A 24,293-nucleotide genomic window follows, 5' to 3' on the forward strand; every position below is an offset into this window, starting at 1 on the left:
CAGAGCCGGGACCCATGCGGCCGAGGTGTAGACCCCGGATCAGCAGCGCACCACGCCACAAGGGTGGCGCGCTGCGCAGCATCCGGGGATAGATCGAACACCTTACAGCCCTGCGCCAAGTCGCCCGCTTGCCCTGCGCGTGCGCGCTGCCTACGGTCGCCTGCAAAATAAAAAACCCGCAGGGAGTGACCTCGTGACCAGCCGATTTTTTTCCCGCCGCCATATTCTGACCGGAGCCGCCGCGCTCTCCACTGCGGCCATTCTGCCGCGCAGCAGCCTGGGCGCCGACTGGCGGCCCACCGAAACCGTCCGCCTGATCGTGCCGGCCGCGCCGGGAGGCACTACGGACGTGATGGGGCGCTTGCTGGCGGCGCATTTGCAGAAGGCGTGGGGCCAGTCCGCGGTGGTCGAGAACCGCTCCGGCGGCGGCGGCACCATCGGCACCGCTGAAGCCGTACGGAGCAAGGGCGACGGGCACACCATCCTGGTCGGCAATCCCGGCCCCAACGCCATCGCCTACACCATCTTCCGCAACATGACCTACAAGGCCGACCAGCTGCAGCCGGTCTCCAACCTGATCCGGATCCCCAACATCATCTCGGCGCACCCGTCGGTACCGATCAAGTCGATCGGCGACCTGATTGCCTACATCAAGGCCAATCCGGACAAGCTGACCTACGGCTCATCCGGCATTGGGCAGAGCCCTCACCTCACCGGCGCCTGGTTCCTGCAATTGACGAAATTGAAGATGGTGCACGTGCCGTTCCGCGGCGCCGGGCCGGCGCTGCAGGCCGCGCTTGCCGGAGACATCCAGGTCCTGTTCGACAATCTCTATCCGACGCTGCCGCAGGTGCAGGATGGCAAGCTCAACGCGCTGGCGGTGACCACGACGGAGCGCAGCGCGCTGGCACCCAACATTCCGACCATGCGCGAAAGCGCACCGGAGCTTGCCAAGTTCGACGTTTCGTCCTGGTTCGGAATCTTCCTGCCCAAGGCCTGCCCGCCTCCCGTCGTCGATGCCCTCAACAAGGAAATCAAGGTGTTCCTGGAGCGCGACGACATCAAGGAAAACATGGCCAAGATCGGCGCGCGCACCGATTACGGCTCGCCGCAGCAGTTTTCCGACTTCATCCAGGCGGAGACGGACAAGTTCGGCGCCATCATCAAGCAGGAAGGCCTGCAGATGGACGCCGGCTGATCCCGTGTCCCGGACGCGGTGCAGCGCCCTCAGGATCGCGCATTGCGCGACTCCGACGGTGCACCGCAGAGCTCAGATGCGCAATTGCGCATCGGGGGACCCACTCTCACGATAGACCCCGGATCAGCAGCGCACTACGCCACAAGGGTGGCGCACTGCGCAGCATCCGGGGAACGCAGGCTGATAGATCGGACGACAAAGAAAAACCCCGCGGCTCGCACCGCGGGGTTTTTATTTTGATCAGGTCAGCGCCGCTCAGTGCGCCAGGATCGCCAGCAGCAGCAGCGCCACGATGTTGGTGATCTTGATCATCGGATTGACGGCGGGGCCGGCCGTATCCTTGTAGGGATCGCCGACGGTGTCACCGGTCACCGCCGCCTTGTGCGCGTCGGAGCCCTTGCCACCGTAATGGCCGTCCTCGATGTACTTCTTGGCGTTGTCCCAGGCGCCGCCGCCCGAGGTCATCGAGATCGCGACGAACAGACCGGTCACGATCACGCCGAGCAGCATGGCGCCGACGGCCGAGAACGCCGCCGACTTGCCGGCCGCGCCGCCGCCCGCGATTGCGAAGATCACGAAGTAGACGAAGATCGGCGACAGCACCGGCAGCAGCGACGGGATGATCATTTCCTTGATCGCCGCCTTGGTCAGAAGGTCGACCGCGCGGCCGTAATCCGGCTTGTCGGTGCCCTGCATGATGCCGGGCTTTTCGCGGAACTGACGCCGCACTTCCTCGACGATCGCGCCGGCCGCACGGCCGACGGCCGTCATGCCCATCGCGCCGAACAGATACGGCAGCAGGCCGCCGAACAAGAGGCCGACCACGACGTAGGGGTTGTTCAGCGAGAAGTCGGGCAGCACGCCCTGGAAGTACGGATACTTCGCGGCATTGGCGATGAAGAATTTGAGGTCTTCATTGTAGGCCGCGAACAGCACCAGCGCGCCGAGACCGGCCGAGCCGATCGCGTAGCCCTTGGTGACCGCCTTGGTGGTGTTGCCGACCGCGTCGAGCGCGTCGGTCGACTTGCGGACTTCCTTCGGCAGGCCGGCCATTTCGGCGATACCGCCGGCGTTGTCGGTGACGGGACCGAAGGCGTCGAGCGCGACGATCATGCCGGCCAGCGCCAGCATGGTGGTGGTCGCGATCGCGATGCCGAACAGGCCGGCAAGGCTGTAGGTGACGAGGATGCCGGCGATGATGACGATCGCCGGACCGGCGGTGGATTCCATCGAGATCGCGAGGCCCTGGATCACGTTGGTGCCGTGACCGGTGACCGACGACGACGCGATAGACTTGACCGGGCGATAATCGGTGCCGGTGTAGTATTCGGTGATCACGATGATCAGCCCGGTAACGACCAGACCGACGACGCCGCACTGGAACAGCGCCATGCCGGTGTATTTCACACCCGCCAGCGGACCGAAGCCGATCAGCCAGTAGATGACGCCGGCAACACCGACGAGCGACAGGACACCGGTCGCGATCAGGCCCTTGTAGAGCGCCCCCATGATCGACTGGCTGGCGCCGAGCTTGACGAAGAAAGTACCGGCGATCGAGGTGAGGATGCAGATGCCGCCGATGGCGAGCGGCAGCGTCATCATGTTGACCAGCAGCGGCGAGGTCGCGAAGAAGATCGCAGCCAGCACCATGGTGGCGACCGCGGTCACCGCATAGGTCTCGAACAGGTCGGCGGCCATGCCGGCGCAGTCACCGACGTTGTCGCCGACGTTGTCGGCGATGGTGGCCGGGTTGCGCGGATCATCCTCGGGAATGCCGGCCTCAACCTTGCCGACGAGATCGCCGCCGACGTCCGCACCCTTGGTGAAGATGCCGCCGCCGAGACGGGCGAAGATCGAGATCAGCGAAGCGCCGAAGCCGAGTGCGACCAGCGCGTCGACCACGACGCGGTCGTTGGCCTTCAGACCCAGCATCTGGGTCAGGTAGGCGAAGTAGATGGTGACGCCGAGCAGCGCCAGACCCGCCACCAGCATGCCGGTGATCGCACCGGCCTTGAAGGCGAGTTCAAGTCCGCCGGCCAGCGACGTGGTCGCCGCCTGCGCGGTGCGCACGTTGGCGCGAACCGACACGTTCATGCCGATGAAGCCGGCGGCGCCCGACAGCACCGCGCCGATCAGAAAGCCCACGCCGACCTTCATGCCGAGGAACCAGACCAGCAGGGCGAAGATCACGACGCCGACCATGCCGATCGTCATGTACTGCCGCTTCAGATAAGCCTGTGCGCCCTCGGCCACCGCGGCTGCGATCTCCTGCATGCGCGGATTGCCGGCGTCCGCCTTCAACACCGAAGCCGTCGCCCAGATCGCGTAAACAATCGAAAGCGCTCCGCAGAGCACAATCACCCATAATGCTGTCATTGAATTTGCCTCAGACCTTGATGTTCCCCCGCCACACCGCGAGCGCGGCAAGCGCATAAAAAGGAGGCCTTTCCCCGCCCAAAAGGGTGGCCCCTCAAATCGCCGGGACCTTGCCAAAATCGTTTCCCCGGCGCAACGCCGCGGAGGCCAGAAACCGTCTATTTTTGAAAGGAATCCCCGGGAACGACGGGCTGGTGGCGGGGCCTAGCTGGCGGCTGGACCGTCCGGCGGAAAATCCGAGGCCTGTCAGGCGCCCGCGGGGCAAACCTTCGAATCGTCTGCCGACAGCGATCCTGCGGGTACAGCAACCCCAAATAGCGACCAAGAAATGTCTGGGCCTGAAAATACATTCGCCCGAAAATACATGGGCCCGCCCAACCCCCGTGGGGGTCGAGCGGGCCCGCGATCCATTTCAGTACATCCGTGAAACGACCGTTTCGAGGCCTCAGGCCAGCGACAGGTTCTCTGCGCTTACCTTGCCCCGCATCTTGTCGGTCTTGAGTTCGAACTCGACCTTCTGGCCTTCGGCCAGACCGGTCAGGCCTGCGCGCTCAACGGCGCTGATGTGAACGAACACATCCTTGCTGCCGTCGGTCGGCTGAATGAATCCAAAACCCTTTTGACCGTTGAACCACTTCACAGTTCCCGTAGCCATTTTCTATTCTCCAAAGCACGTAGGCTTTCATTCCGTACGGCGATCGCACGGATTCAAATCCAATCGACGATGTCTCTGGAAAATGCCCTAACAGGCGCGTTCAGCAAGGCACGGCGGCAATCGAATGCGCGCACAACTATAGATTTTTCGGGAAATTGCAATGGCCGGTTGCAAATAAGGGCCCGCAGGCAGCGCTGCGACGCTCAAAAATGGCTGTAGGAGCGCCGTTTCAGCACGATTTCGCCGCCCTGCCCGTCGAGGAATTTTGGCGCGCCGCTTCCAGCGAGCACGGTTCCGATGGAACTTACCGCCACACCGGCGCCCTGTGCGGCCTGCACGAACGCATCGACACGGTCTTCCGCCACCGTGCACAGGATTTCGTAATCGTCGCCACCGGCGATCAACGTTTCGATTCCGACGATGCCGCGCGACAGCAGATCGCGCGCGGTATCCGACAGCGGAATCGATTCCAGGTCGATCGCAGCGGAAACACCGGACACGCCGCACAGCTTGGTGAGATCGCCAGCGAGCCCGTCGGACACGTCCATCGCCGCTCCGGCATGGTCGCGAACGATTTCCGCGAGCACCACGCGCGGTTGCGGCACCCGATAACGCCCGACCAGCAGATCGCGCGCGGCGATATCGCTCACCGCAGCATGGACCTTGCCGCCGCCGAGCACGGCAAGCCCGAGCGCGGCATCGCCGATCGTGCCGGTCACCAGCACCCGGTCGCCAGGCTTGGCGCCGCTGCGATGGACCATTCTGCCTGACGGCACGCGCCCGAACGCGGTGATTGAGACCATCAGCGGCCCGGGTGTCGACACAGTATCGCCGCCGAGCAGCGGACAGCCGAATTGTGCGGCATCCTCGCCAAGCGCGGCCGCGAACGGCTTGAGCCAGGCTTCGCCGGTATCGCGGAGCGCCAGCGTCAGCACGAAACCGGCCGGCACCGCGCCCTTGGCGGCGAGATCCGAGAGGTTCACCCGCAGCGCCTTGCGCGCAACGGTATCAGGCGGATCGTCGGGGAGGAAATGCACGCCCTCAACGATGGCGTCCGTCGTCACCACGATGTCGTCGCCATCAGGCTTCAGGGCCGCCGCGTCGTCATCGAGATTGAAGGCGCCAGGGTCGGTCGCGATCGGCCTGAAATAGCGCGCGATCAGCGAGTCCTCGCCGGACGCGGGCGCGCTAGCCACGCGCGAACTCGTCGGCGCGGAACTGGCGCGCGATCTGGTCGAGTACCGCGTTCACCATGCCGGTCTCGTCCTTTTCGACAAAGGCGTGCGCGACGTCGACATATTCGGACACGACGACGCGGCCGGGCACGTCCTTGCGATGCTCCAGTTCATAGGACCCTGCCCGCAGCACCGCGCGCAAAATTGCGTCGATCCGCTTCAAGGGCCAGCCCTTCGACAGCGCATCGTCGATCAGCGGATCGAGTTTGGCTTGATCCCGCACCACGCCCGAGACGACGTCGCGGAAAAACGCGGCTTCGGCCGGCAGATATTTGTCGCCCTCGACCTCGTTGCCGAGCCAGTGGCTCTCGAACTCGGCGAAGATGTCGTTGATCCCCGCGCCGCCAATGTCCATCTGGTACAGCGCCTGCACCGCGGCGAGCCGCGCCGCACCGCGCCGGTTGGCTTTCTTGTCCGGACTTTTCGGAGCGGGCTTCTTGCTGTCTGCCATCGTCAGGCCTTTGCCAGCCGGCGTTTGATCCGCAGCATCGCGAGCGCCGCGCGGGCGGCGTCGCCGCCCTTGTTGAGTTCACTGGCGCGCGCCCTCGCCCAGGCCTGCGCCTCGGTGTTGACCGTAATGATGCCGTTGCCAAGCGGGAACTTTCTGGCGACCGCAAGGTCCATCAGCGCGCGCGAGGATTCCATCGAGACGATCTCGAAATGAATGGTGTCGCCCCGCACCACGCAGCCGAGCGCGATCGCGGCGTCATAGGGCTTGCCGTTTTTCTCGGCGGCGTCGATCGCGATCGCGATCGCGGCGGGGATTTCCAGCGCGCCGGGCACGGTGATGACGTCATGCGTGACACCGGCTGCCTTCAGTTCGGTGATGGCGCCTTCCAGCAGCGCATCCTGGATATCGTCGTAGAAGCGTGCCTCAACGATCAGCGCGCGCGCGCCTGTGATGTCGGTCTGGTCCTTCAGGGGTGCGCGCCGTGCGTCTGCCATCAATCTTTCCGTCTCGTTTGTCCTCATCCTGAGGAGCGGCCCCTTGGCCGCGTCTCGAAGGATGTAGGCCCGTCTGTGGCCTCATGGTTCGAGACGGCGCAAGCGCCTCCTCACCATGAGGGTTTGGCCGGCGTTTTAGGCGCAGCGACGTCCAAAGCCAAGGGTTACGCCTACTTCATTTCCGACAGCCGCGCCGCATAGCGGGCCATCAGATCGACCTCGATATTGACCTCGCTGCCCGCGTTCCAGCCGCCCAGTGTCGTGACGCTGAGCGTATGGGGAATGATCAGCACCGAAAATACGACGTCTTCGACCGTATTCACGGTCAATGACACGCCATCCAGCGTGATCGAGCCCTTGGCGGCGATGAAGCGCGCCAGTTCCCGCGTGGTGCGCAGTTCGAACCTGGCCATATCGGGCAGATCGTCGCGCTTGACGACGGTCGCGATGCCGTCGGCATGGCCGGCCACGATGTGGCCGCCGAGTTCGTCGCCGATCTTCAGCGCGCGCTCGAGGTTGAGTTTTGTGCCCTTGCCCCAGTGCTTGGCCGTGGTCATGCCGAGCGTCTCGGCCGCGGCATCGACGTCAAACCAGGTCTTGCCACCCTCGACGCCGGAGGCGACCACGGTCAGACAGACACCGTTGCAGGCGATCGAGGCGCCATCGGCGATGGTGGCGCGATCGTAGCGGCAGGCGATGCGCAAGCGATGCAACTGCCCCTGCGCCGTTGGCGTCAGGCTGACGATTTCGCCGATATCGGTGACTATTCCGGTGAACACAACAAGTCCCTCTAGCTCCGTCATGGCCGGGCTTGACCCGGCCATCCACGTCTTCTCTTTCATTTGCAGCCAAGACGTGGATGCCCGGGACAAGCCCGGGCATGACGAATTTGGCTATGTGCGCTCGTAGATCGTAAGTATGTCTTTACCGACGCTTTCGCTAGCACGGACCTTGAACGCAGGCGACTGCGTGATGGCAGCGAGCGGCATTGCGTCTAGCGCAGGAACACCGGCGGCGCCGACCATATCAGGCCCCCGCAGCAGCCAGACCTCATCGACTAGGCCCGCGGCAATGAAGGACGACGCCACCCGCGCCCCGCCTTCGACCATGAGCCGCGTAATGCCGTTTTCCGCGAGCGCCAACAGGACGACGGAAAGACTCGGGCGCGCCCTGTACTCAGCGATGCGTATCACCTCAGCGCCGGCAGCGCCTAGCTTCGCGATAGCGGGGGCTTCGGCGAGTTGCGAAGTCACTATCCACAATGGCGTCCGACGTGCCGAATGCACTAGCACACTGTTGCCGGGAATCCGCAAGCTCCGATCCAGCACCACCCGTACCGGCGACAAATGCTCCATCCCCGGCAGGCGGCAGGTCAGCGCCGGATCATCGGCCAGCACGGTGCCGATCCCGACCAGGATGGCATCGCATTGCGCGCGCAGCAGATGCACGCGCGTCCTTGCGGCCTCGCCCGTGATGGCGACCGGCTTGCGGCCGGCGGCGCCGATCCTGTCGTCGGCGGAGACCGCCAGCTTGAGGATCACATGCGGGCGCTTGTCGCGGATGCGGCGGAAATGCCCGGCATGATCGTATGCTGCTTCCGCGGCATTGAGACCGACATCGACGATAATCCCGGCGGCGCGCAGTTTGGCGTGGCCCTGCCCGGCCACTTCCGGATTGGGATCCTCGATCGCGGACACCACGCGGGCGATGCCCGATGCAATCACCGCATCGACGCAGGGCGGCGATTTGCCGAAATGCGAGCACGGCTCCAGCGTCACATAGAGCGTGGCGCCGCGCGCGGCGTCACCGGCGCGCAGAAGCGCATCCGGCTCGGCATGCGGCCGGCCGCCGGGCTGGGTCCAGCCGCGCCCGACGATGACGCCGTCCTTGACGATGACGGCACCGACGGCGGGATTAGGCCAGGTACGTCCCTGCCCGCGCCGGCCGAGCGCCAGCGCGAGCTGCATGAAGCGCGCGTCCGCGGCCTTGGCTTCTCTGGATTTCTGCGCGTACTGGTCTTCCAGAATGCGGAAGATCATTTGCGCAACGCGGTGACCCGTGCGTCTTCCTCGCCGGACAGCTCGCCGAGCACGGCTTCAAAGTCCTTGGCCTCGCGAAAGTTGCGATAGACCGAGGCAAAACGCACATAGGCGACATCGTCGAGCTGGCGCAGATGCTCCATCACGATCTCGCCGATCGCCTCCGAGGAAACCTCCGCCTCGCCGCCGCTTTCGAGCTCGCGCACGATGGCGGAGACCATCTTCTCGACGCGCTCCGGATCGACCGGGCGCTTGCGCAAGGAGATCTGCAGCGAGCGCACCAGCTTGTCGCGGTCGAACGGCACGCGGCGGCCGTTGCGCTTGATCACGGTCAGTTCGCGCAGCTGCACCCGCTCGAAGGTGGTGAAGCGGAAATTGCAGGCGATGCAGACCCGCCGCCGCCGGATCACAGCGGAATCCTCGGTGGGGCGCGAATCCTTCACCTGCGTATCGAGACTGTTGCAGCTGGGGCAGCGCATCCCAAGAATCCCTTACCTGTGACCCTTACTGATAGATCGGGAAGCGGTCGGTGAGTGCCTTGACGCGTTCCTTGATCGCGGCTTCCACCAGCGGCGCCTTGCCGTCGGGCGACTGCGCCAGCGCGCTCAGCACTTCGGCGATCATGGAGGCGACCTGCTGGAATTCAGCAACGCCAAAACCGCGCGTGGTCGCCGCCGGCGTGCCCAAGCGAAGCCCCGACGTGACGAACGGCGTTTCGGGATCGAACGGAATGCCGTTCTTGTTGCAGGTGATCGCGGCGCGAACCAGCGCCTTTTCCGAGACGTTGCCCTTCAGCCCCTTGGGCCGAAGGTCGACCAGCATCAGATGGTTGTCGGTACCGCCGGAGACGATGTCGAGGCCCTGCGCGCGCAGCGCCTCCGCCAGCGCCTTGGCGTTCTCGACGACGTTCTTGGCGTAGATCTTGAAGTCCGGACGCAGCGCCTCGGAAAATGCCACCGCCTTGGCGGCGATAATGTGCATCAAGGGACCGCCCTGCAGGCCCGGGAAGATCGCCGAGTTGAGTTTCTTGGTCAGCGTCTCGTCGTTCCACAGCATCAACCCGCCGCGCGGGCCGCGCAGCGATTTGTGCGTGGTCGTGGTCGTGACATGGGCATGCGGCACCGGCGAAGCATGGACGCCACCGGCGACCAGGCCGGCGAAATGCGCCATATCCACCATCAGATAGGCGCCGACGCTGTCGGCGATCTCGCGGAAGCGCTTGAAGTCCCAGGCGCGCGAATAGGCCGAGCCGCCGGCGATGATCAGCTTCGGCTTCACTTCCTCGGCGCGGCGCTGAACGTCGTCCATGTCGATGATCTGGTCGTCGCGGCGCACCGTGTAGTGCTGCGCCTTGAACCATTTGCCGGACATGTTGACCGGCGCGCCGTGGGTCAGATGGCCGCCGGCGGCAAGATCGAGGCCCATGAAGGTGTCGCCGGGCTGCAACAGCGCCAGGAACACCGCCTGGTTCATCTGGCTGCCCGAGTTCGGCTGCACGTTGGCAAACTGGGCGCCGAACAGTTTCTTGGCGCGATCGATCGCCAGCGTCTCGGCGACGTCGACCCATTCGCAACCGCCATAGTAGCGCGCGCCCGGATAGCCCTCGGCGTATTTGTTGGTCATCACCGAGCCCTGCGCTTCCAGCACGGCGCGGCTGACGATGTTTTCCGAGGCGATCAGCTCGATCTCGTGGCGCTGCCGGCCGAGTTCACCCTTGATGGCGGCGGCGATTTCCGGATCGGCCTCGGCGAGGGTTGCCGTGAAGAACGAGTCGGGCGCGGAGGCGGTCTTGCTGCTGGACGTCATGGGCCGAATATCTCCACCGCCGCAAGGCCTTAAGCGGCACAGCGGTCGGTTACGTGTGGCGGTCGAAAGAAGCGCTTGCGAGATACCACATCGGCCCGGGCCGGCCAAGCACTTGCGGTATCCGTCTGATATTTATGCAAGATATGGTGGGGATGGCGGGGGACAAGGGGACTGTCTTGTGTCCCGGACGCGGTGCAGCGCCGCTTGGCGGTGCGCCGCAGAGCCGGGACCCATCGGAGCCGCGGACAGAGCTGGGTCCCGGTTCTGCGGAGCATCATTCGCTTCGCGAATGCTGCACCGCGCCCGGGACACGACGCCCCAATCCTTACTTGGCGAACCGGTACGCCCCGCCCTTTTCGATCGAGCGCTGGAACGCCGGGCGCGCATGCATGCGCGTCAGCCAGGCCGCCAGGTTCGGATAGGGCCCAAGCTTTTCGAACACCTTTGCCATCTCGCCGACAAAGCTCATCTGGATGTCGGCACCGGACAGCGACTGGCCGACGAAGAACTCGCGCCCCTTCAGTGCGCCATCGACATAGCCGAGATGGTTGGCCAACTCGCTGTCGATGCGCGGATGCAGCGGCGCGCCCGCCTCCTTCAGCCTGCCAACATAGAGGTTCAGCATCAGCGGCAGCATCGCGGAGCCTTCCGAATAATGCAGCCACTCATTATACGCCTCATAGTCGGCGCTGCCGGGCGCCGGCATCATCGCGCCTTTTCCGTATTTGCGGATGATGTAGTCGACGATCGCACCGGACTCCGCGATCGTGGTGCCGCCATCGGTGATCACGGGCGACTTGCCAAGCGGATGGATCGCCGTCAGTTCCGGCGGCGCCAGCCGCGTCGTGGCATCGCGCTGATAGCGCTTCATCTCATAGGGCGTGCCGAGCTCTTCGAGCAGCCACAGGATCCGCTGCGAGCGGGAGTCGTTGAGATGATGAACCGTGAGCATGGCAGTTTCCTCGAGGGTTTTCTTTGTTTGGAGGCGCACGTTAGCAGAGCTTTGGAGCATCGTCATGATGCGTGATCGCAATCACTGAGCTGCTTTCTCTCCGTCGCTACGCTCCATCCGGGTTGGCATGTTCGAGCCAATCGCAACCAATGGAGAACGGCTATGAACGAAGGCAATGCTGCGCACGAAATCAACGGCGAGTTGTCGCTCGATCAACTCGATGCCGCCGCAGGCGGCCTGACGATCGGCCCGATCACCTATGAAGACGGCATTCTCGCGATCGGCATCAAAGGCGTCGGCGGCATCTTCGTCGGCGCGGGCTGCATCGGCGGCTGGCTTGGCGGCACCGCCATCGCTTACTGCCCCAAATAAGCAACCGCCGTCGCCAAACAGATTGAGGAATAACCGGATTTAGCGTGTCCGGTTCTTCCTGCTGTTTGTTGATGCATGCCCGAAGTTTTATCCTCGCCCACCGTCCGCCTGCGATGCTAGGCTTTCGGCGAGCGAGGAGAGAACGATGCGAATTGCGATTGTCGGCACCGGCGGCGTAGGCGCCGGTTACGGAGCGGCGCTGGCGAAAGCCGGCGCGGATGTCACCTTCATCGCGCGCGGCGCGCATCTGGCAGCCATGAAGCGCGACGGATTGAAGGTGCAAAGCCCGCGCGGCGACATCCACCTGGTGCCGACACAGGCGACCGACAATCCCGCCGACATCGGCAAGGTCGATTTCGTGCTGTTCTGCGTCAAGCTGTGGGACGTCGAAAGCGCCGGCGAGAGTATCAAGCCGCTGATCGGCCCTGATACGGCTGTGATCCCGCTGCAGAACGGCGTCGATGCCGCAGAAAGGCTGATCCCGATCCTCCGCGAAAACGCCGTGATGGGCGGCGTGGCGCAAATCAGCGCCAACATCATAGCATCAGGCGTGATCCAGCAGGTCGGCACCTTCATGCGCATGGTGTTCGGCGAACTCGACGGCAAAAGCAGCCCGCGCGGCGAGGCATTTCTCGCGCTGTGTCTGAAGGCCGGTTTCGATGCCAAGCTGAGCGATGCGATCCTCACTGAACTGTGGATGAAGTTCATCCTGCTCGCCGCCAACGCCAGCGCGGTGGCCTTGGCGCGCCAGCCGATCGGTGCGTTGCGCGACGATCCTGATATTCGCCCGGTGCTGATGTCGGCCTACCGCGAGGTGATGGATGTCGGCCGCGCCTACAGCGTGGCGCTGCCGGACAACGCGGTGGAGACGATATCAGGATATTCCGACAGCCTGCCCGCCCACCAAAAGCCGTCGATGGCGCTCGACCTCGAGCGCGGCAACCGGCTGGAACTGCCCTGGCTCGGCGGCAAGGTGGTCGAGCTCGGCAAAAAGCTCGGCGTGCCGACGCCGACGCACAGCCTGATGTATGCGATGCTGAAGCCGTACATCATGGGCAAGCCTGCCGGCTGACAGAGCGCACGCCTGTGTAGCCACCATTTCGCGACGCGCCTCGATGCGCGACATCACGGAGACGCACATGCCGCTTATCGAAAACGCCACGATCAGGAAATTGCGCTCGGGTGGGCTCGCTCTCGGATTCGGCGTGCACCATTTGCGTACCGGCGCAGCAGGCATGATCGCTGCCGCGACCGGGCACGACTGGCTGTTCATCGACACCGAGCATGGCGCATTCTCACAAGACGATGTGGCGCAAATCTGCATCGCAGCGCTGCCGACCGGCATCACCCCGATTGTGCGGATTTGCGCCGACGCGCTCGATGAAGGCACGCGGGCGCTCGACAACGGGGCCGCAGGCGTTGTCGTGCCCCACGTTGATACGATCGATCAGGCCCGTCGCATTGCGGACGCCTTCCGCTACCCGCCTTTGGGCTCACGGAGCTGGGGCGGACCACCCGCGCTGTTCGGCTACAAGGCGCCTGGGAACGCCGAGGCGCAGGCTGCCATCAATCCGGAAATCCTTGTGGTCGCCATGATCGAGAGCCCGGAGGGTGTCGCCATCGCCGAAGGCATTGCAGCGATCGATGGGATCGACGGCCTGCTGATCGGCACATCCGACCTCACGGCTGCGATGGGCATTTCCGGTCAAATCCTGCATCCGCGCATCGAGGAAGTCTATCGCAGCGTCGGCGCGGCATGCCGCAAGGCAGGCAAATTCCTCGGCATGGGCGGCGTCTACGAACCGGACGCCATGAAGCATTACGCCGGCCTCGGCGCGCAGTTCATCCTGACGGGATCGGATCACGCCTACATGCTGGCCGGCGCCAGTCTCAAGTCGGCCACGTTGCGGAAGCTCGAAGCGGATCGCAAGGCGGGCTGAGCCAAGTCACATCCCGGTATAGCCTGCCTTCACCGGGTCGGTGGAGCCGTCGAGCTGGCGCAGATAAGTGAGGCCGCACACGGTCAGGCGGTGGGTGTCCTTTTCGCCGGCCTCGAACAGCGTCTTCACATAGTCGGTCACCTTCTCGCGCGCTTCATCGTTCGCGGCGGCGCTGCGGTTCACCAGCAGGTCGTAGGTGTGCATGATGCGGTCGATGGCGGCTTCCATGAAGTTCTCCGGTGGGGGTCAGGCGATGTAGGTTTCGGCTTCGAATTTGGCGATCGCCTTGTTGGCGAGGCGGATCTTGTTGAGTTCGCCGCGCTGAAACATCTGCACGATGATTTCGAGCAGCCGCTCGTCGGTGGCGAAAGTGTCCGGGAGGGCGCCGGTCCTGCGGAGATAGTTCGAAGCGATGGCGTAGGCGTCGCCCACCACCTCGACATTCATCACCCGCAATCCGCGCTCGACGAGCATGTTCTTCGGTCCCCGTGTCAGGAGCAATAACGCGCGAGCCCGGCACAAGTTCCATCCGGGGAAACCGGCGGTTTGCTGGGCGCGCGCCTATGCCCGCGTGACCTTAGAATCGAGGTGCAGCTTGTTGTTTTGATGCGCTTTATCAGGTGAAACTGTGTTCGCCATCACTCGAAGCAGCTATGCCCGAAGCACTTCTAGCGCGCGTCGCGAAGGATGAAGCCGCTGCACTCAATACTCCGGCCCCAAAAAGCAAAACGCACCGGATCCGGTAACCCGGAGCCGATGCGCCTTGGGCAGGGCTTACTGCCTTGCCAGTTCATGATCCGCTGTGGGCTGCCGGTCTTTTGAGTGGCCGGCTTGGCCGCGGATTCGAATTCTTATTTGACGCGTTTTCTTCACGCGAACCGGAAGTCCGCTTCGCTCGAAAACGCTATGTAAATCTCAAAGCCGATACAGGATCTGGTCGGTCCAGAAGCGCTCGAGCCGATGCAGCGACTTGTTCAGCGTCGCGAACTCCTCGTTCGAAATGCCGCCGACCTGCTCCACGGTCTTGACGTGCTTCTGATAGAGCGCGTCGACGATCTTGCGGATTTCCTGGCCCTGCGAGGTCAGACGGATGCGGACCGAGCGGCGATCAACGCGCGAACGCTGATGATCGAGGAAGCCGAGCTCGACGAGCTTCTTCAGATTGTAGGAGACGTTGGAGCCGAGGTAGTAGCCGCGCGTGCGCAGCTCGCCTGCGGTCAGTTCCTTGTCGCCGATGTTATAGAGCAGCAGCGCCTGCACCGAGTTGATATCGGCGCGACCGCGGCGATCGAATTCATCCTTGATCACGTCAAGCAGCCGGCGATGCAGCCGCTCCACCAAAGTCAATGCTTCAAGATAGAGCGGCTGCACCGGAGCTTGACCGGCAGAGCGTTCAGCGGTTTCCACCGCCGTTGCAACGGCTTTCATCATGACATTCCCCTGTTGTCGTTTTTATCGACTTATTCGACGAAACTTTTGTCCCGCCTGATAGCTTCAACTTAAGGGGGCCGTTTGAAGATCCGCTTAAATAAGACAATAAAGAGATCATGAATTTAAGACAGTGAATCGCGGATTAAGCCCATGGATAAAGGGCTTTTCGCAAGATTTCATTGACGGTGGCAGGCCTCTGTTCACGCTTCGTCTGGCAGGGTTGTCGCATTCCAAAACAGGTTCGTTTGAATTCGAAACGCCTGGGTAACCGACGTGAGGGAACCCTTTACGGTGACTGAAAAGTTACCGCGAAAATCGTCGAAAATCTTACGGGAATGGCGCGGCCCATTCTGGGACGCAGATGCGCTGGCGCAATTAACAGTTCGGGCGGCATCCTTTCGGGCGTCATCCTTCGACACGCCACTTGCACCGAACGTCGTCATGCCCGGACTTGCCGCCTTCGCTAAAGCTCCGGCGGGCCAGCGACTCGTGGCCTCGTCGAAGCCTTGGCGGAGACGGGTGCCGGGCATCCACGTCTTGGCTTCCACTAAGCAAGAAAGACGTGGATGGCCGGCATAGGCGAGCGGAAGCGACGCCGTCCTACAGACGGCTATGCCCGGCCATGACGAAAAGCGAATCATTTTCCGGCAGTTTGGGAGTGCTCGAAAATGCTGGCTGCTTTTTCGGTCAGGCTCACAGGATGAGGTCGAGCAGTTCAGGGCGCGCTCTTGAGACCCTCATGGTAAGGAAGCGCGGCAACGCCGTGCATCTCGAACCATGCGGCCAACGTTTATGCCACCATCATTCAAGCAGACGCGCACGACTGCTATGGCGGCCGTTCGCGCGCGGCCATCCAGGCGAGTGCGAGGTAAGCTGCCAGCATCACGGCTTCGACACCGACCACCGTCAGGCTGCCGCCGTAGATGCCCGGAAACATCAATTCGATGACGGCCATCGAGACTACTGTCGTGAGCCACACCACCGCGCCCCAGGGCGTGGCAAGCCACAGACCGACAGCGGCGACGAGTTCAATCACGGCGAAATAAATCGTCGCGGTCTGCCAGGCCATCGACTGGTTTTCGAACGCCTCTTCCTCGCCGCCGATGAAACCGGTCACCTGCGCCCAATGGTAAAGGCCCTTGGCGATCGAGATGACCGCCATGATGCGCAGGAACAGCACCAGCCGCCGGGTCCACGCGTTGTCATCGGGCTCGATCCGCTCGGACGAGATCGCCGCCACCGACATCGCATTGTCCCGGGCATTGTCCCTGTTATCCCGCGACGGGTCGCGCGCGGAGGTGTCAGACATGAGAATCGGTGCTCACAGGCGAAAACGGGTCCTTATAGGCGGACTCTTGGCCCGCCGGGTCGGCAAAATCAATTGCCGCTGGCGCAAATCAAGCCGCGGTGACGCGGCCGTTCCGGAATGCTAGAATTAGACCAGGTCCAAATCAGGCCAAATCAGCCTTCCGCTGCGGGAGTACCATCATATGGCGATCAAATTCGGGCGTCCGATCGAAATGCGCGACGCGCCGCGGCACCAGACCGCCCTCACCTCGGCCCCGCTCGACCTCGCGATCCGCCCCCGGCGCAACCGCAAGGCCGAATGGGCGCGGCGGATGGTGCGGGAAAACGTGCTGACGACCGACGACCTGATCTGGCCGTTGTTCATCGTCGGCGGCCACAATACCCGCACCGCGGTCGCCTCGATGCCCGGCATCGACCGCATCACCGTCGATCAGGCGGTCCGTGATGCCGAACGCGCCGCGAAGCTGAACATCCCCTGCATCGCGCTGTTCCCCTATACCGACCCTTCGCTGCGCGACGAACAGGGGTCAGAGGCCCTGAACCCCGACAACCTCGTCTGCCAATCGGTGCGCGCGATCAAGAAGGAATTCCCGGGGCTCGGCGTGCTCTGCGACGTGGCGCTGGATCCCTTCACCAGTCACGGCCATGACGGCCTGATCGAGGATGGCAAGATCCTCAACGACGAAACCGTCGCCGTGCTGGTCCGCCAGGCGCTGGTGCAGGCCGAAGCCGGCTGCGATGTGATCGCGCCGTCCGACATGATGGACGGCCGCGTCGGCGCCATCCGCGAGGCGCTGGACGATGAAGGCTTTACCGACGTGCAGATCATGTCCTACGCGGCGAAGTATGCCTCCGCCTTCTACGGCCCGTTCCGCGACGCCATCGGTTCGGCGAAGACGCTGACCGGCGACAAGCGCACCTATCAGATGGACAGCGCCAATTCCGACGAGGCGCTACGCGAGGTCGAACTCGACATCGCCGAAGGCGCGGACATGGTGATGGTCAAGCCCGGCATGCCCTATCTCGACATCGTGCGGCGGGTAAAGGACACCTTTGCGATGCCGACCTTCGTGTACCAGGTGTCGGGCGAATACGCGATGATCGCGGCAGCCGCGGGCAATGGCTGGATCGACGGCGAACGCGCGATGATGGAAAGCCTGCTCGCCTTCAAGCGCGCCGGCGCCGACGGCATTTTGACGTACTTTGCGCCGAAGGCGGCGGAGAAGATCAAGGCGGAGAGCTGATCCGCGCTACGTCGCTAGATGTGGCCCGCAATGCTGGCGCAGGGCCTCCCGCCGCTCGGGCGACAGCACGGTCGCCGGATAGATCGGCTCGCGCGTGTTCTGCCTGAAGAAGGGATGCGGCCAGGTCCGGCCGCGCAGGCGCCAGCCAATCACCTTGGCGATCGCACGCAGGATGAGCGGCAGATTCAATCCGGTGGAGCCAGCCGGGGGCTCACCAATGGCGTATTTCCCCAGGATCGCGCCGGCCGGCGTGCCGAACACCTGATCGGCACGCTGGGTGCCGGTATTGAATGCCTGCGCGACAATTCCGACGAAAGGAATCGCCGGACCCAGCGTGTTGCCGACCGGCGTGTTGCAACAGGTCGTGTGCCACCGGAACAAACCTTTTGAGGTCAGCCGCACGCCTGCGATACGATCCTGCCCCTTCACAAACGTCAGTGACGCGGGCGCTACCTGCACGATATCGGAGCCGCCCTGGGCATTGAGCAGGTCGGCGCGGCCGAGCTGATGCGCAAATGCCTGGCAATCATCGCAGTAGCAAACCACGCGATTGACCGTCCGCGGCGAAGCGTTGGTGATCTCCCCGACCACCTCCCCGCAACGGCATCGCAACTCCGCTTGTTTGCTCATCTCCCCTCCCACAAGGCTACCGCGAATCGTGCCCGGGCATTCAGCCGGCACCGGCACTCCATTCTCAACTCGCTCATCCCATGGCAAGGCCATGGCCGCGGAATCGCCTGAATATTGCCGTTTCGTGACTGCCGCAGGGGCTTGCGTGCCCGGGCGCGGTTCCCATGTTTCCGCTTGCGGGAATATGCACGGTCTGGAGGACTGATCATGTCGTATAGCGGTTCGGGTAATAGCGGTGGCGGCCCTTCAAATGCTGGCGGCGCCTGGCGTAACGATGGCCGCGTGCAGCCGCATGCGTTCGACCCCGATTTGCAGCCGGAACTGTTTCGCGGGCTGCTGACGCGGCGGGTGTTCGCCTTCCTGATCGACCTCGTCGTGCTGTCGGTCCCGGTGATCCTCGGCTACGTCTTCATCGCGGTGTTCGGCCTGATCACGCTTGGGCTCGGCTGGGCGCTGTTCTGGCTGGCCTGGCCGGCCACGATCGTCTGGGCCATCGTCTATTACGGCTCTTCCCTCGGCGGGCCGCATTCGGCGACAGTGGGCATGCGCGTGATGGATCTGGAACTGCGCACCTGGTACGGCGCGCCGGGCTACTTCGTGCTCGGCACCACCCACGCCGTGTTGTTCTGGGTGTCGATCTCGTTCCTGACGCCGCTGGTGCTCCTGATCGGCTTGTTCAACGGCCGCCGACGGCTGCTGCATGACATCGTGCTGGGAACCGTCGTCATCAACAGTTCGATTCGCACACAGGTTGTACCTCCGGCGCGCGCCTATTGAAGGGATGTCACACTCCAAATGGATTGACCGTCAGCCCCCGCGGCGCGATGCTGAGGTTTGTTCGGCCCGGATCAGGATCGGGGCCGAACTTTGTGCCACCGGTACCAATTGTTCACCGGATAGCGTTATCGTTCGTGTTTCGGAGGCCTGACGACCCGACGTGACCCAGCATTCGCGTGATACCCCGCAGTTTTACCTGACGGCGCCCTCGCCCTGCCCCTATCTGCCGGGACGGCACGAGCGCAAGGTGTTCACGCATCTGGTCGGCGACAAGGCCGGCGACCTCAACGACCTCCTGACCCATGGCGGCTTCCGCCGCAGCCAGTCGATCGCCTACCGGCCGGCCTGCGACCAGTGCCGCGCCTGCGTTTCCGTGCGCGTCGTCGCCAACGAGTTCCGGCCCTCGCGCAACTTCCGCAAGATCCTCGCGCGCAACGCCGACATCATCGGCGAGCAGCGCAGCGCGGTCCCGACCTCGGAACAATATTCGGTGTTCCGCGCCTATCTCGACCGGCGCCACCGCCATGGCGGCATGGCCGACATGACCGTGCTCGACTACGCCATGATGGTGGAAGACAGCCACGTCGAAACCCGCATCATCGAATACCGCAAGCGCAACGTCGATTCCGGCATCACCGGTCGCGGCGAAGATTTGATCGCCGTCGCCCTCACCGACGTGCTCAGCGACGGGCTGTCGATGGTCTATTCGTTCTTCGAGCCGTCGGAGCAGAGCCGCTCGCTCGGCACCTTCATGATCCTCGACCACATCACGCGCGCGAGAAGGCTGGGGCTGCCTTACGTCTATCTCGGCTACTGGATCGAGGGCTCCAAGAAGATGGACTACAAGGGCCGCTTCCTGCCGCAGCAGCGGCTGGCCCCCTCAGGCTGGCTGCGCATCGACGCGTCAGGCGAAGTACTGACCGAGCCGCAGGATTAGGAACGGACCTCATCCCCGGATGAGAGCTTTGCGCTCACCGAGGGAGCGCGCTCTTGCGCGCGTCTCGAAGGATGGCCACGGGCCACATGGTTCGAGACGCGCGCGAGATGCGCGCTCCTCACCATGAGGATCGACTCAACCGCCGAAAAACGTATCGAACAGCAGCTTCACATTCAGGATCACAATGATCCCGGCCACGACCCACGCCAGCGTGGCGACCGAACGGGAAATCGCGAAATCACCCATCTTGCGGCGGTCGGAAACGAACCGTACCAGCGGGATGACCGCGAACGGCAATTGCATCGACAGGACGACCTGACTGAAAACCAGCAGCTGTGCCGTGCCCTTCTCGCCGTAGAGCGCGGTGACGATGACGACGGGGACGATGGCGACGCCGCGGGTGATCAGCCGCCGCGCCCAGTTCGGCAGGCGTAAATGCAAAAAGCCTTCCATCACGATCTGGCCGGCCAGCGTCGCGGTCACCGTCGAGTTGAGGCCGGACGCCAGTAGCGCGACGGCGAACAGCGTCGAGGCCATCCCGAGCCCCAACAGCGGCGACAACAGCTCATGCGCCTGCTCGATCTCGGCGACGTCGGTACGGCCGCTGGAATGGAAGGTCGAGGCGGCCACGATCAGGATCGCGGCGTTGATGAACAGCGCCAGCATCAGCGCGATGGTCGAGTCCGTCGTCGCCCATTTGATCGCGTCGCGCCTGCCCTCGTCGGTGCGCGGATAGGCGCGGGTCTGCACGATCGAGGAGTGCAGATAGAGATTATGCGGCATCACGGTGGCGCCGATGATGCCGATCGCGATGTAGAGCATCGCCGGATTGGTGACGATTTCGGTCGACGGCAGGAAGCCGCGCAGCAGCGCGGCAACCGGGGGCGCTGCGGCGAAGATCTGGATCGCAAAGCAGACCGCGATGACGATCAGGAGCGAAATGACGAAGGCTTCGAGGAAGCGGAAACCCCTGTTCATCAGAAGCAGCAGCAGGAAGGCGTCAAGCGCGGTGATCAGCGCGCCGCCGATCAGGGGAATGCCGAACAATAGCTTCAGCGCGATCGCGGTGCCGATCACTTCCGCCAGATCGCAGGCGATGATCGCGGCCTCGCAGGCCAGCCACAGCATGAAATTGACCGGACGTGAAAAGCTGGCGCGGCAGGCCTGTGCGAGATCGCGGTCGGTGACGATGCCGAGCCGTGCGGCGAGCGCCTGCAGCAGGATCGCCATCAGGTTCGACAGCAGGATCACCGACAGCAGCGTGTAGCCGAACTTCGATCCACCGGCGAGATCGGTCGCCCAATTGCCGGGATCCATGTAACCGACGGAAACCAGATAGCCGGGCCCGAGAAACGCGAGCAGCCGGCGCGCCCAATGGCCACCGAGCGGTACCGCGATGGTCGCGTTGACTTCGGCCAGACTGCGCTGCCTGTTCGCCGCGGCGTCGGCGCGCCAGCCGGCGTCGGCGTCTTGCAAGGCCAAAGGCAATCTCTCCGAATAAGTCTTTCGGCCCAATTCGGGCGTTCGCGCATCCATCTCAACAAGATGGTCGATATTCGCTCTTATTGCAACTCATTTGCAACTGCATCTAGTGATCGTGAATAATACCGGCATCGTGTCGAGGCGGGCCTGCGCCAGCGCCGCGGCGGTGAACCCCCGAATTCCCCCCGACGACAAACTGTTTGAGATCAAGTGGTCGATAACCCTGACCATCAACACCGTCGGAGGGGTGTCTTGGTTCCATTTGAAGTCCCGGGCTATCTTGCCGGTGGGAGAGTCCCCTTCCCGGCTCACCTGGTCTCAGACGGCCAGGCTTACGAGATCGACATCGCCGTCAAATCCCAACCGGAGAAGACCATGCCCCACGAAACGGCGATCACCGAACGTCTCGCGCGGATCAAGTCCTCACAATGAGCGCCGTCATCGACCTCCTGCTGGCGGCGGACGTCCGCCCCTTCACGATCGCCGCGGCGATCGTGGCCGTGCTTGCCGTCATCGAACTGCTGTCGACGATGGTTGGGTTTTCGCTCAGCCACATCGTCGGCAAGGACGTCGAGATCGAGGCCGACGGCCACAGCGCCATCTCCGGACTGTTTCTCTGGATCAACGCGGGGCGCGTCCCGCTCTTGATTCTTTTGATGTTGACGCTTGGCATGTTCTCGATCGCGGGATTTTTCCTGCAGGCCCTCGCGCACAGCGTCGGAATTTCTCTCCCGGTTTCGCTCGCCGCCGTCGGCGCCATCATCGGCACCATTCCGGCGGTCCGGGTTACCAGCCGAGCTATCTCGCGCGTGATCCCGCGCGACGAGACCTATGCAGTCGATGAAGCCGACTTCGTCGGCCAGGTCGCCGTGGTCTCGATCGGTCCGCTCGATCAGGGACTGCCCGGCCGCGTCCGTCTCAAGGATGTCTTCGGCAACTGGCACTCTGTCCCGGCGCGCGCCGGCCCCGATTCGAAAGCGCTCGCGGTCGGCAGCAGCGTGTTGCTGGTCGACCGCGACACCAGGAGCTTTATCGCGATTGCCGCACCGGCCAACCTCATTGCGCAACAATAGTCACCAGACAGGGAATGAACATGTGGGAACTTGCAGTACCGATCGCTATCGGCGTCCTTCTTTTTGTCATCATCGGCTTCATGTTCGCGACGCTGTACCGGCGTTCGACCCGCGACGAGGCCTATGTCCGGACCGGTCTCGGCGGCCAGAAAGTCGTTCTCGACGGCGGCTCCGTCGTGCTTCCGGTTTTCCATTCGACGGCAGCCGTCAATCTGAAGACGTTGCGGCTGGAGGTCGCCCGCGGCGGCCCGGACTCGCTGATCACCAAGGACCGCATGCGCGTCGACATCGGCGCCGAATTCTACGTCCGCGTCAAACCGGACATGTCGTCGATCGCGCTGGCCGCGCAGACGCTCGGCAACCGCACCAATGACGCTGCTGAACTGCGCGAACTGATCGAGGCGAAATTCGTCGACGGCCTGCGCTCGGTCGCCGCCACCATGCATCTCGAGGAGCTGCAGGAACAGCGCGCGACCTTCGTCAAATCGGTGCAGGACGCGGTCGGCGCCGACATCCAGAACAACGGCCTCGAGCTCGAATCGGTCTCGCTGACGAGGCTCGACCAGAGCGACATCAAGCATTTCAATCCGAGCAACTTCTTCGACGCGCACGGCCTCACCACGCTGACCAAGATCACCAAGGAGCGTGAGCAGGAGCGTAACCAGATCGTCCGCACCACCGAGGTCAACATCGCGCAGCAGGACCTGGTCGCGCGCCAGACCACACTGACGATCGAGAGCACCAAGCGCGAGGCGGAACTGGCGCAGCAGCGCGACATCGCCAACAAGACCGCGGCGATGCGCGCGCAGACCGCGCAGGTCGAGCAGACGGCGCTGCAGAACGAGGCCGAATACCGCATCCAGCAGGAACTGGCCGTCGCCAACGTCCAGACCGAGGCCAACCAGGCCCGCGACACCAAGAAGATCGAGGCTGATCTGGCGGTGAAGCGCCGCACCACCGAAATGGAGCGTGATCTCCAGATCGTGGCGCAGGAAGCCGCGATCGTCGTCGCCACCAAGAACAAGGAGCAATCCGAAGCGCAGACCATCGCCGAGACGGCGCGCGCACATGCGATCGCAGCCGAAGAAAAGGTCACGACGGCACGCGCCACCGAAATCGCCGAGCGCGACAAGATCATCAACGTGATCGCGGCGCGCAAGGTGGCGGAAACCGATGCGATGCCGATCACCGTGATGGCGGAAGCCGAACGGCAGGCCGCCGCCAACAAGGCCGAAGCGATCAACGTGCTCGCCAAGGCCGACGCCGACGCCGCAACCACGCGTGCGACCGGCGTCAAGGCGCTCGGCGAGGCCGAGGCGGAGGTGGCGGCGCTCAAGGCCGAGGCCCGCAACAAGCTCGGCGCCGAGATAATCGAATACGACCTCAACCTCGCCCGCATCAACATCATTCCGAGCGCGCTGGCCGAAGCAGTCAAACCGATCGAGAAGATCTCCGACATCCGGATCTTCGATACCGGCGGCATGCTCGGTCGCGGTGGCGGCAACGGCGCCATGAACGGCGGCAATGGCGGTCTCGGACTCGGCGACGGTCTCGCCGCACAGTTATTGTCGGTATCGGCGTTCAAGCCGATGATCGACAAGATTCTCGGCGAGGCCGGCTTCCCGGCTGGCCCCGATGGCATGACCAGCCTGTTGAATGCGCTGCGTGCCGGCAGCGGAACGCCGACTGAAGCGGAGTTGCCGGCGCCTGCCGACAGCCCCGCAACGCCGCCGGCCACCATCTCGGGCACGGGCAAGGCGACGCTCGGACCGAAGTCGTAGTCGTAGTCGTCGTGACGGCCTGATCCGCCGTTAGATCGCAAGCAGAGAGAAGCCCGCCGCAGTCGATGCGGCGGGCTTTTTTACGCCTGCCGGGCACGGCGCGTCGCTCCCT

The 24,293-nt window shown here is 63.8% G+C and carries 26 protein-coding genes; 10 read left to right on the plus strand and 16 right to left on the minus strand.

Annotated elements, in window-relative coordinates:
* Positions 1–193: 193 nt before the first annotated feature.
* Complete coding sequence (locus tag JQ641_RS31770; RefSeq protein ID WP_211999999.1) at positions 194–1,198, plus strand: Bug family tripartite tricarboxylate transporter substrate binding protein; 1,005 nt, start codon at positions 194–196, stop codon at positions 1,196–1,198.
* A gap of 255 nt (positions 1,199–1,453) precedes the next feature.
* Here JQ641_RS31770 and JQ641_RS31775 read toward each other — a convergent pair whose 3' ends face one another.
* The 10 genes from JQ641_RS31775 to JQ641_RS31820 form a co-directional block, all read right to left on the minus strand.
* Positions 1,454–3,574 carry a sodium-translocating pyrophosphatase gene (locus tag JQ641_RS31775; RefSeq protein WP_212000001.1) on the minus strand — a complete coding sequence of 707 codons (2,121 nt, stop codon included), beginning with the start codon at positions 3,572–3,574 and terminating at the stop codon, positions 1,454–1,456.
* Positions 3,575–4,019: 445 nt separating this feature from the next.
* The gene (locus JQ641_RS31780; protein ID WP_192733570.1) at positions 4,020–4,229 is read right to left on the minus strand and encodes a cold-shock protein; all 210 of its coding nucleotides are present in this window, start codon (positions 4,227–4,229) and stop codon (positions 4,020–4,022) included.
* 203 nt (positions 4,230–4,432) lie between these two features.
* Positions 4,433–5,425, minus strand: coding sequence for a thiamine-phosphate kinase (gene thiL, locus JQ641_RS31785; protein WP_212000012.1), 993 nt, complete (start codon positions 5,423–5,425; stop codon positions 4,433–4,435).
* Positions 5,418–5,915, minus strand: coding sequence for a transcription antitermination factor NusB (gene nusB, locus JQ641_RS31790; RefSeq protein ID WP_192733572.1), 498 nt, complete (start codon positions 5,913–5,915; stop codon positions 5,418–5,420). The genes thiL and nusB overlap by 8 nt, the downstream gene beginning before the upstream one ends.
* Positions 5,916–5,917: 2 nt before the next feature.
* The gene (gene ribH, locus JQ641_RS31795; protein ID WP_212000013.1) at positions 5,918–6,409 is read right to left on the minus strand and encodes a 6,7-dimethyl-8-ribityllumazine synthase; all 492 of its coding nucleotides are present in this window, start codon (positions 6,407–6,409) and stop codon (positions 5,918–5,920) included.
* A gap of 170 nt (positions 6,410–6,579) precedes the next feature.
* Positions 6,580–7,188 (minus strand): riboflavin synthase, encoded by a 609-nt coding sequence (locus tag JQ641_RS31800; RefSeq protein ID WP_212000105.1) that lies wholly within the window; start codon positions 7,186–7,188, stop codon positions 6,580–6,582.
* Between the two features lie 114 nt (positions 7,189–7,302).
* Positions 7,303–8,448, minus strand: coding sequence for a bifunctional diaminohydroxyphosphoribosylaminopyrimidine deaminase/5-amino-6-(5-phosphoribosylamino)uracil reductase RibD (gene ribD, locus JQ641_RS31805; protein WP_212000014.1), 1,146 nt, complete (start codon positions 8,446–8,448; stop codon positions 7,303–7,305).
* Entirely contained in the window at positions 8,445–8,927 is a 483-nt protein-coding gene (gene nrdR, locus JQ641_RS31810; RefSeq protein WP_192733576.1) for a transcriptional regulator NrdR, read from the minus strand. Before nrdR ends, ribD begins: the two co-directional genes overlap by 4 nt.
* 25 nt (positions 8,928–8,952) lie before the next feature.
* Positions 8,953–10,254, minus strand: coding sequence for a serine hydroxymethyltransferase (gene glyA, locus JQ641_RS31815; protein ID WP_212000015.1), 1,302 nt, complete (start codon positions 10,252–10,254; stop codon positions 8,953–8,955).
* Positions 10,255–10,579: 325 nt separating this feature from the next.
* Positions 10,580–11,206 (minus strand): glutathione S-transferase family protein, encoded by a 627-nt coding sequence (locus JQ641_RS31820; protein ID WP_212000016.1) that lies wholly within the window; start codon positions 11,204–11,206, stop codon positions 10,580–10,582.
* 162 nt (positions 11,207–11,368) lie between these two features.
* Between JQ641_RS31820 and JQ641_RS31825 the strand changes: the two genes are divergently transcribed.
* The 3 genes from JQ641_RS31825 (at position 11,369) to JQ641_RS31835 (ending at position 13,518) form a co-directional block, all read left to right on the plus strand.
* A complete protein-coding gene (locus JQ641_RS31825) occupies positions 11,369–11,578 on the plus strand; it encodes a hypothetical protein (protein WP_212000017.1) in 210 nt (69 codons plus the stop codon).
* Positions 11,579–11,723: 145 nt separating this feature from the next.
* Positions 11,724–12,650 (plus strand): ketopantoate reductase family protein, encoded by a 927-nt coding sequence (locus JQ641_RS31830; RefSeq protein ID WP_212000018.1) that lies wholly within the window; start codon positions 11,724–11,726, stop codon positions 12,648–12,650.
* A 67-nt stretch (positions 12,651–12,717) separates the two neighbouring features.
* Entirely contained in the window at positions 12,718–13,518 is an 801-nt protein-coding gene (locus JQ641_RS31835) for an HpcH/HpaI aldolase family protein (RefSeq protein WP_212000020.1), read from the plus strand.
* 6 nt (positions 13,519–13,524) lie between these two features.
* On the opposite strand, the gene JQ641_RS31840 is transcribed toward JQ641_RS31835, so the two are convergent.
* The 4 genes from JQ641_RS31840 to JQ641_RS31855 all read right to left on the minus strand — a co-directional run bounded on the left by JQ641_RS31840 (position 13,525) and on the right by JQ641_RS31855 (position 16,258).
* Positions 13,525–13,746: a hypothetical protein gene (locus JQ641_RS31840; RefSeq protein WP_192733582.1), complete on the minus strand. Its 222-nt coding sequence runs from the start codon at positions 13,744–13,746 to the stop codon at positions 13,525–13,527.
* Between the two features lie 18 nt (positions 13,747–13,764).
* Positions 13,765–13,992, minus strand: coding sequence for a hypothetical protein (locus tag JQ641_RS31845; protein WP_212000022.1), 228 nt, complete (start codon positions 13,990–13,992; stop codon positions 13,765–13,767).
* 441 nt (positions 13,993–14,433) lie between these two features.
* The gene (gene ldtR, locus JQ641_RS31850; RefSeq protein WP_192733585.1) at positions 14,434–14,949 is read right to left on the minus strand and encodes a transcriptional regulator LdtR; all 516 of its coding nucleotides are present in this window, start codon (positions 14,947–14,949) and stop codon (positions 14,434–14,436) included.
* An 826-nt stretch (positions 14,950–15,775) separates the two neighbouring features.
* Positions 15,776–16,258, minus strand: coding sequence for a DUF6163 family protein (locus tag JQ641_RS31855; RefSeq protein ID WP_192733586.1), 483 nt, complete (start codon positions 16,256–16,258; stop codon positions 15,776–15,778).
* 181 nt (positions 16,259–16,439) lie between these two features.
* On the opposite strand from JQ641_RS31855, the gene hemB reads away from it, so the two are divergent.
* Positions 16,440–17,501: a porphobilinogen synthase gene (hemB, locus tag JQ641_RS31860; RefSeq protein WP_212000023.1), complete on the plus strand. Its 1,062-nt coding sequence runs from the start codon at positions 16,440–16,442 to the stop codon at positions 17,499–17,501.
* 6 nt (positions 17,502–17,507) lie between these two features.
* Here hemB and JQ641_RS31865 read toward each other — a convergent pair whose 3' ends face one another.
* Complete coding sequence (locus tag JQ641_RS31865) at positions 17,508–18,188, minus strand: DUF6151 family protein (protein ID WP_212000024.1); 681 nt, start codon at positions 18,186–18,188, stop codon at positions 17,508–17,510.
* Positions 18,189–18,338: 150 nt separating this feature from the next.
* Here JQ641_RS31865 and JQ641_RS31870 point away from each other — a divergent pair, with 150 nt between their 5' ends.
* Both JQ641_RS31870 and JQ641_RS31875 read left to right on the plus strand, forming a co-directional pair.
* Positions 18,339–18,908: an RDD family protein gene (locus JQ641_RS31870; RefSeq protein WP_212000027.1), complete on the plus strand. Its 570-nt coding sequence runs from the start codon at positions 18,339–18,341 to the stop codon at positions 18,906–18,908.
* 160 nt (positions 18,909–19,068) lie between these two features.
* A complete protein-coding gene (locus JQ641_RS31875; protein WP_212000030.1) occupies positions 19,069–19,845 on the plus strand; it encodes an arginyltransferase in 777 nt (258 codons plus the stop codon).
* 135 nt (positions 19,846–19,980) lie between these two features.
* On the opposite strand, the gene JQ641_RS31880 is transcribed toward JQ641_RS31875, so the two are convergent.
* A complete protein-coding gene (locus JQ641_RS31880) occupies positions 19,981–21,381 on the minus strand; it encodes an Nramp family divalent metal transporter (protein ID WP_212000033.1) in 1,401 nt (466 codons plus the stop codon).
* Between the two features lie 198 nt (positions 21,382–21,579).
* On the opposite strand from JQ641_RS31880, the gene JQ641_RS31885 reads away from it, so the two are divergent.
* The 3 genes from JQ641_RS31885 to JQ641_RS31895 are packed head-to-tail and all read left to right on the plus strand — an operon-like array spanning position 21,580 to position 24,181.
* Positions 21,580–21,759, plus strand: coding sequence for a hypothetical protein (locus tag JQ641_RS31885; protein ID WP_212000037.1), 180 nt, complete (start codon positions 21,580–21,582; stop codon positions 21,757–21,759).
* 8 nt (positions 21,760–21,767) lie between these two features.
* Positions 21,768–22,400 (plus strand): OB-fold-containig protein, encoded by a 633-nt coding sequence (locus JQ641_RS31890; protein ID WP_212000107.1) that lies wholly within the window; start codon positions 21,768–21,770, stop codon positions 22,398–22,400.
* Positions 22,401–22,420: 20 nt separating this feature from the next.
* Positions 22,421–24,181, plus strand: coding sequence for a flotillin family protein (locus tag JQ641_RS31895; RefSeq protein WP_212000038.1), 1,761 nt, complete (start codon positions 22,421–22,423; stop codon positions 24,179–24,181).
* Positions 24,182–24,293: the final 112 nt, after the last annotated feature.

Source organism: Bradyrhizobium sp. JYMT SZCCT0180 (assembly GCF_018130165.1).
In the GTDB taxonomy this organism is placed as follows: Bacteria; Pseudomonadota; Alphaproteobacteria; order Rhizobiales; family Xanthobacteraceae; genus Bradyrhizobium.

What these genes read in the sequence shown, in the direction of transcription:
- hemB (WP_212000023.1), top strand. Translation starts at nt 16,440, where the DNA reads ATGGCGATCAAATTCGGGCGTCCGATCGAAATGCGCGACGCGCCGCGG.
- JQ641_RS31895 (WP_212000038.1), top strand. Translation starts at nt 22,421, where the DNA reads ATGTGGGAACTTGCAGTACCGATCGCTATCGGCGTCCTTCTTTTTGTC.
- JQ641_RS31845 (WP_212000022.1), bottom strand. Translation starts at nt 13,992, where the DNA reads ATGCTCGTCGAGCGCGGATTGCGGGTGATGAATGTCGAGGTGGTGGGC.
- ribH (WP_212000013.1), bottom strand. Translation starts at nt 6,409, where the DNA reads ATGGCAGACGCACGGCGCGCACCCCTGAAGGACCAGACCGACATCACA.
- nusB (WP_192733572.1), bottom strand. Translation starts at nt 5,915, where the DNA reads ATGGCAGACAGCAAGAAGCCCGCTCCGAAAAGTCCGGACAAGAAAGCC.
- ldtR (WP_192733585.1), bottom strand. Translation starts at nt 14,949, where the DNA reads ATGATGAAAGCCGTTGCAACGGCGGTGGAAACCGCTGAACGCTCTGCC.
- JQ641_RS31880 (WP_212000033.1), bottom strand. Translation starts at nt 21,381, where the DNA reads ATGGATGCGCGAACGCCCGAATTGGGCCGAAAGACTTATTCGGAGAGA.
- JQ641_RS31855 (WP_192733586.1), bottom strand. Translation starts at nt 16,258, where the DNA reads ATGTCTGACACCTCCGCGCGCGACCCGTCGCGGGATAACAGGGACAAT.
- JQ641_RS31840 (WP_192733582.1), bottom strand. Translation starts at nt 13,746, where the DNA reads ATGGAAGCCGCCATCGACCGCATCATGCACACCTACGACCTGCTGGTG.
- JQ641_RS31780 (WP_192733570.1), bottom strand. Translation starts at nt 4,229, where the DNA reads ATGGCTACGGGAACTGTGAAGTGGTTCAACGGTCAAAAGGGTTTTGGA.
- JQ641_RS31775 (WP_212000001.1), bottom strand. Translation starts at nt 3,574, where the DNA reads ATGACAGCATTATGGGTGATTGTGCTCTGCGGAGCGCTTTCGATTGTT.
- JQ641_RS31835 (WP_212000020.1), top strand. Translation starts at nt 12,718, where the DNA reads ATGCCGCTTATCGAAAACGCCACGATCAGGAAATTGCGCTCGGGTGGG.
- JQ641_RS31820 (WP_212000016.1), bottom strand. Translation starts at nt 11,206, where the DNA reads ATGCTCACGGTTCATCATCTCAACGACTCCCGCTCGCAGCGGATCCTG.
- ribD (WP_212000014.1), bottom strand. Translation starts at nt 8,448, where the DNA reads ATGATCTTCCGCATTCTGGAAGACCAGTACGCGCAGAAATCCAGAGAA.
- JQ641_RS31870 (WP_212000027.1), top strand. Translation starts at nt 18,339, where the DNA reads ATGTCGTATAGCGGTTCGGGTAATAGCGGTGGCGGCCCTTCAAATGCT.
- JQ641_RS31825 (WP_212000017.1), top strand. Translation starts at nt 11,369, where the DNA reads ATGAACGAAGGCAATGCTGCGCACGAAATCAACGGCGAGTTGTCGCTC.
- JQ641_RS31830 (WP_212000018.1), top strand. Translation starts at nt 11,724, where the DNA reads ATGCGAATTGCGATTGTCGGCACCGGCGGCGTAGGCGCCGGTTACGGA.
- glyA (WP_212000015.1), bottom strand. Translation starts at nt 10,254, where the DNA reads ATGACGTCCAGCAGCAAGACCGCCTCCGCGCCCGACTCGTTCTTCACG.
- nrdR (WP_192733576.1), bottom strand. Translation starts at nt 8,927, where the DNA reads ATGCGCTGCCCCAGCTGCAACAGTCTCGATACGCAGGTGAAGGATTCG.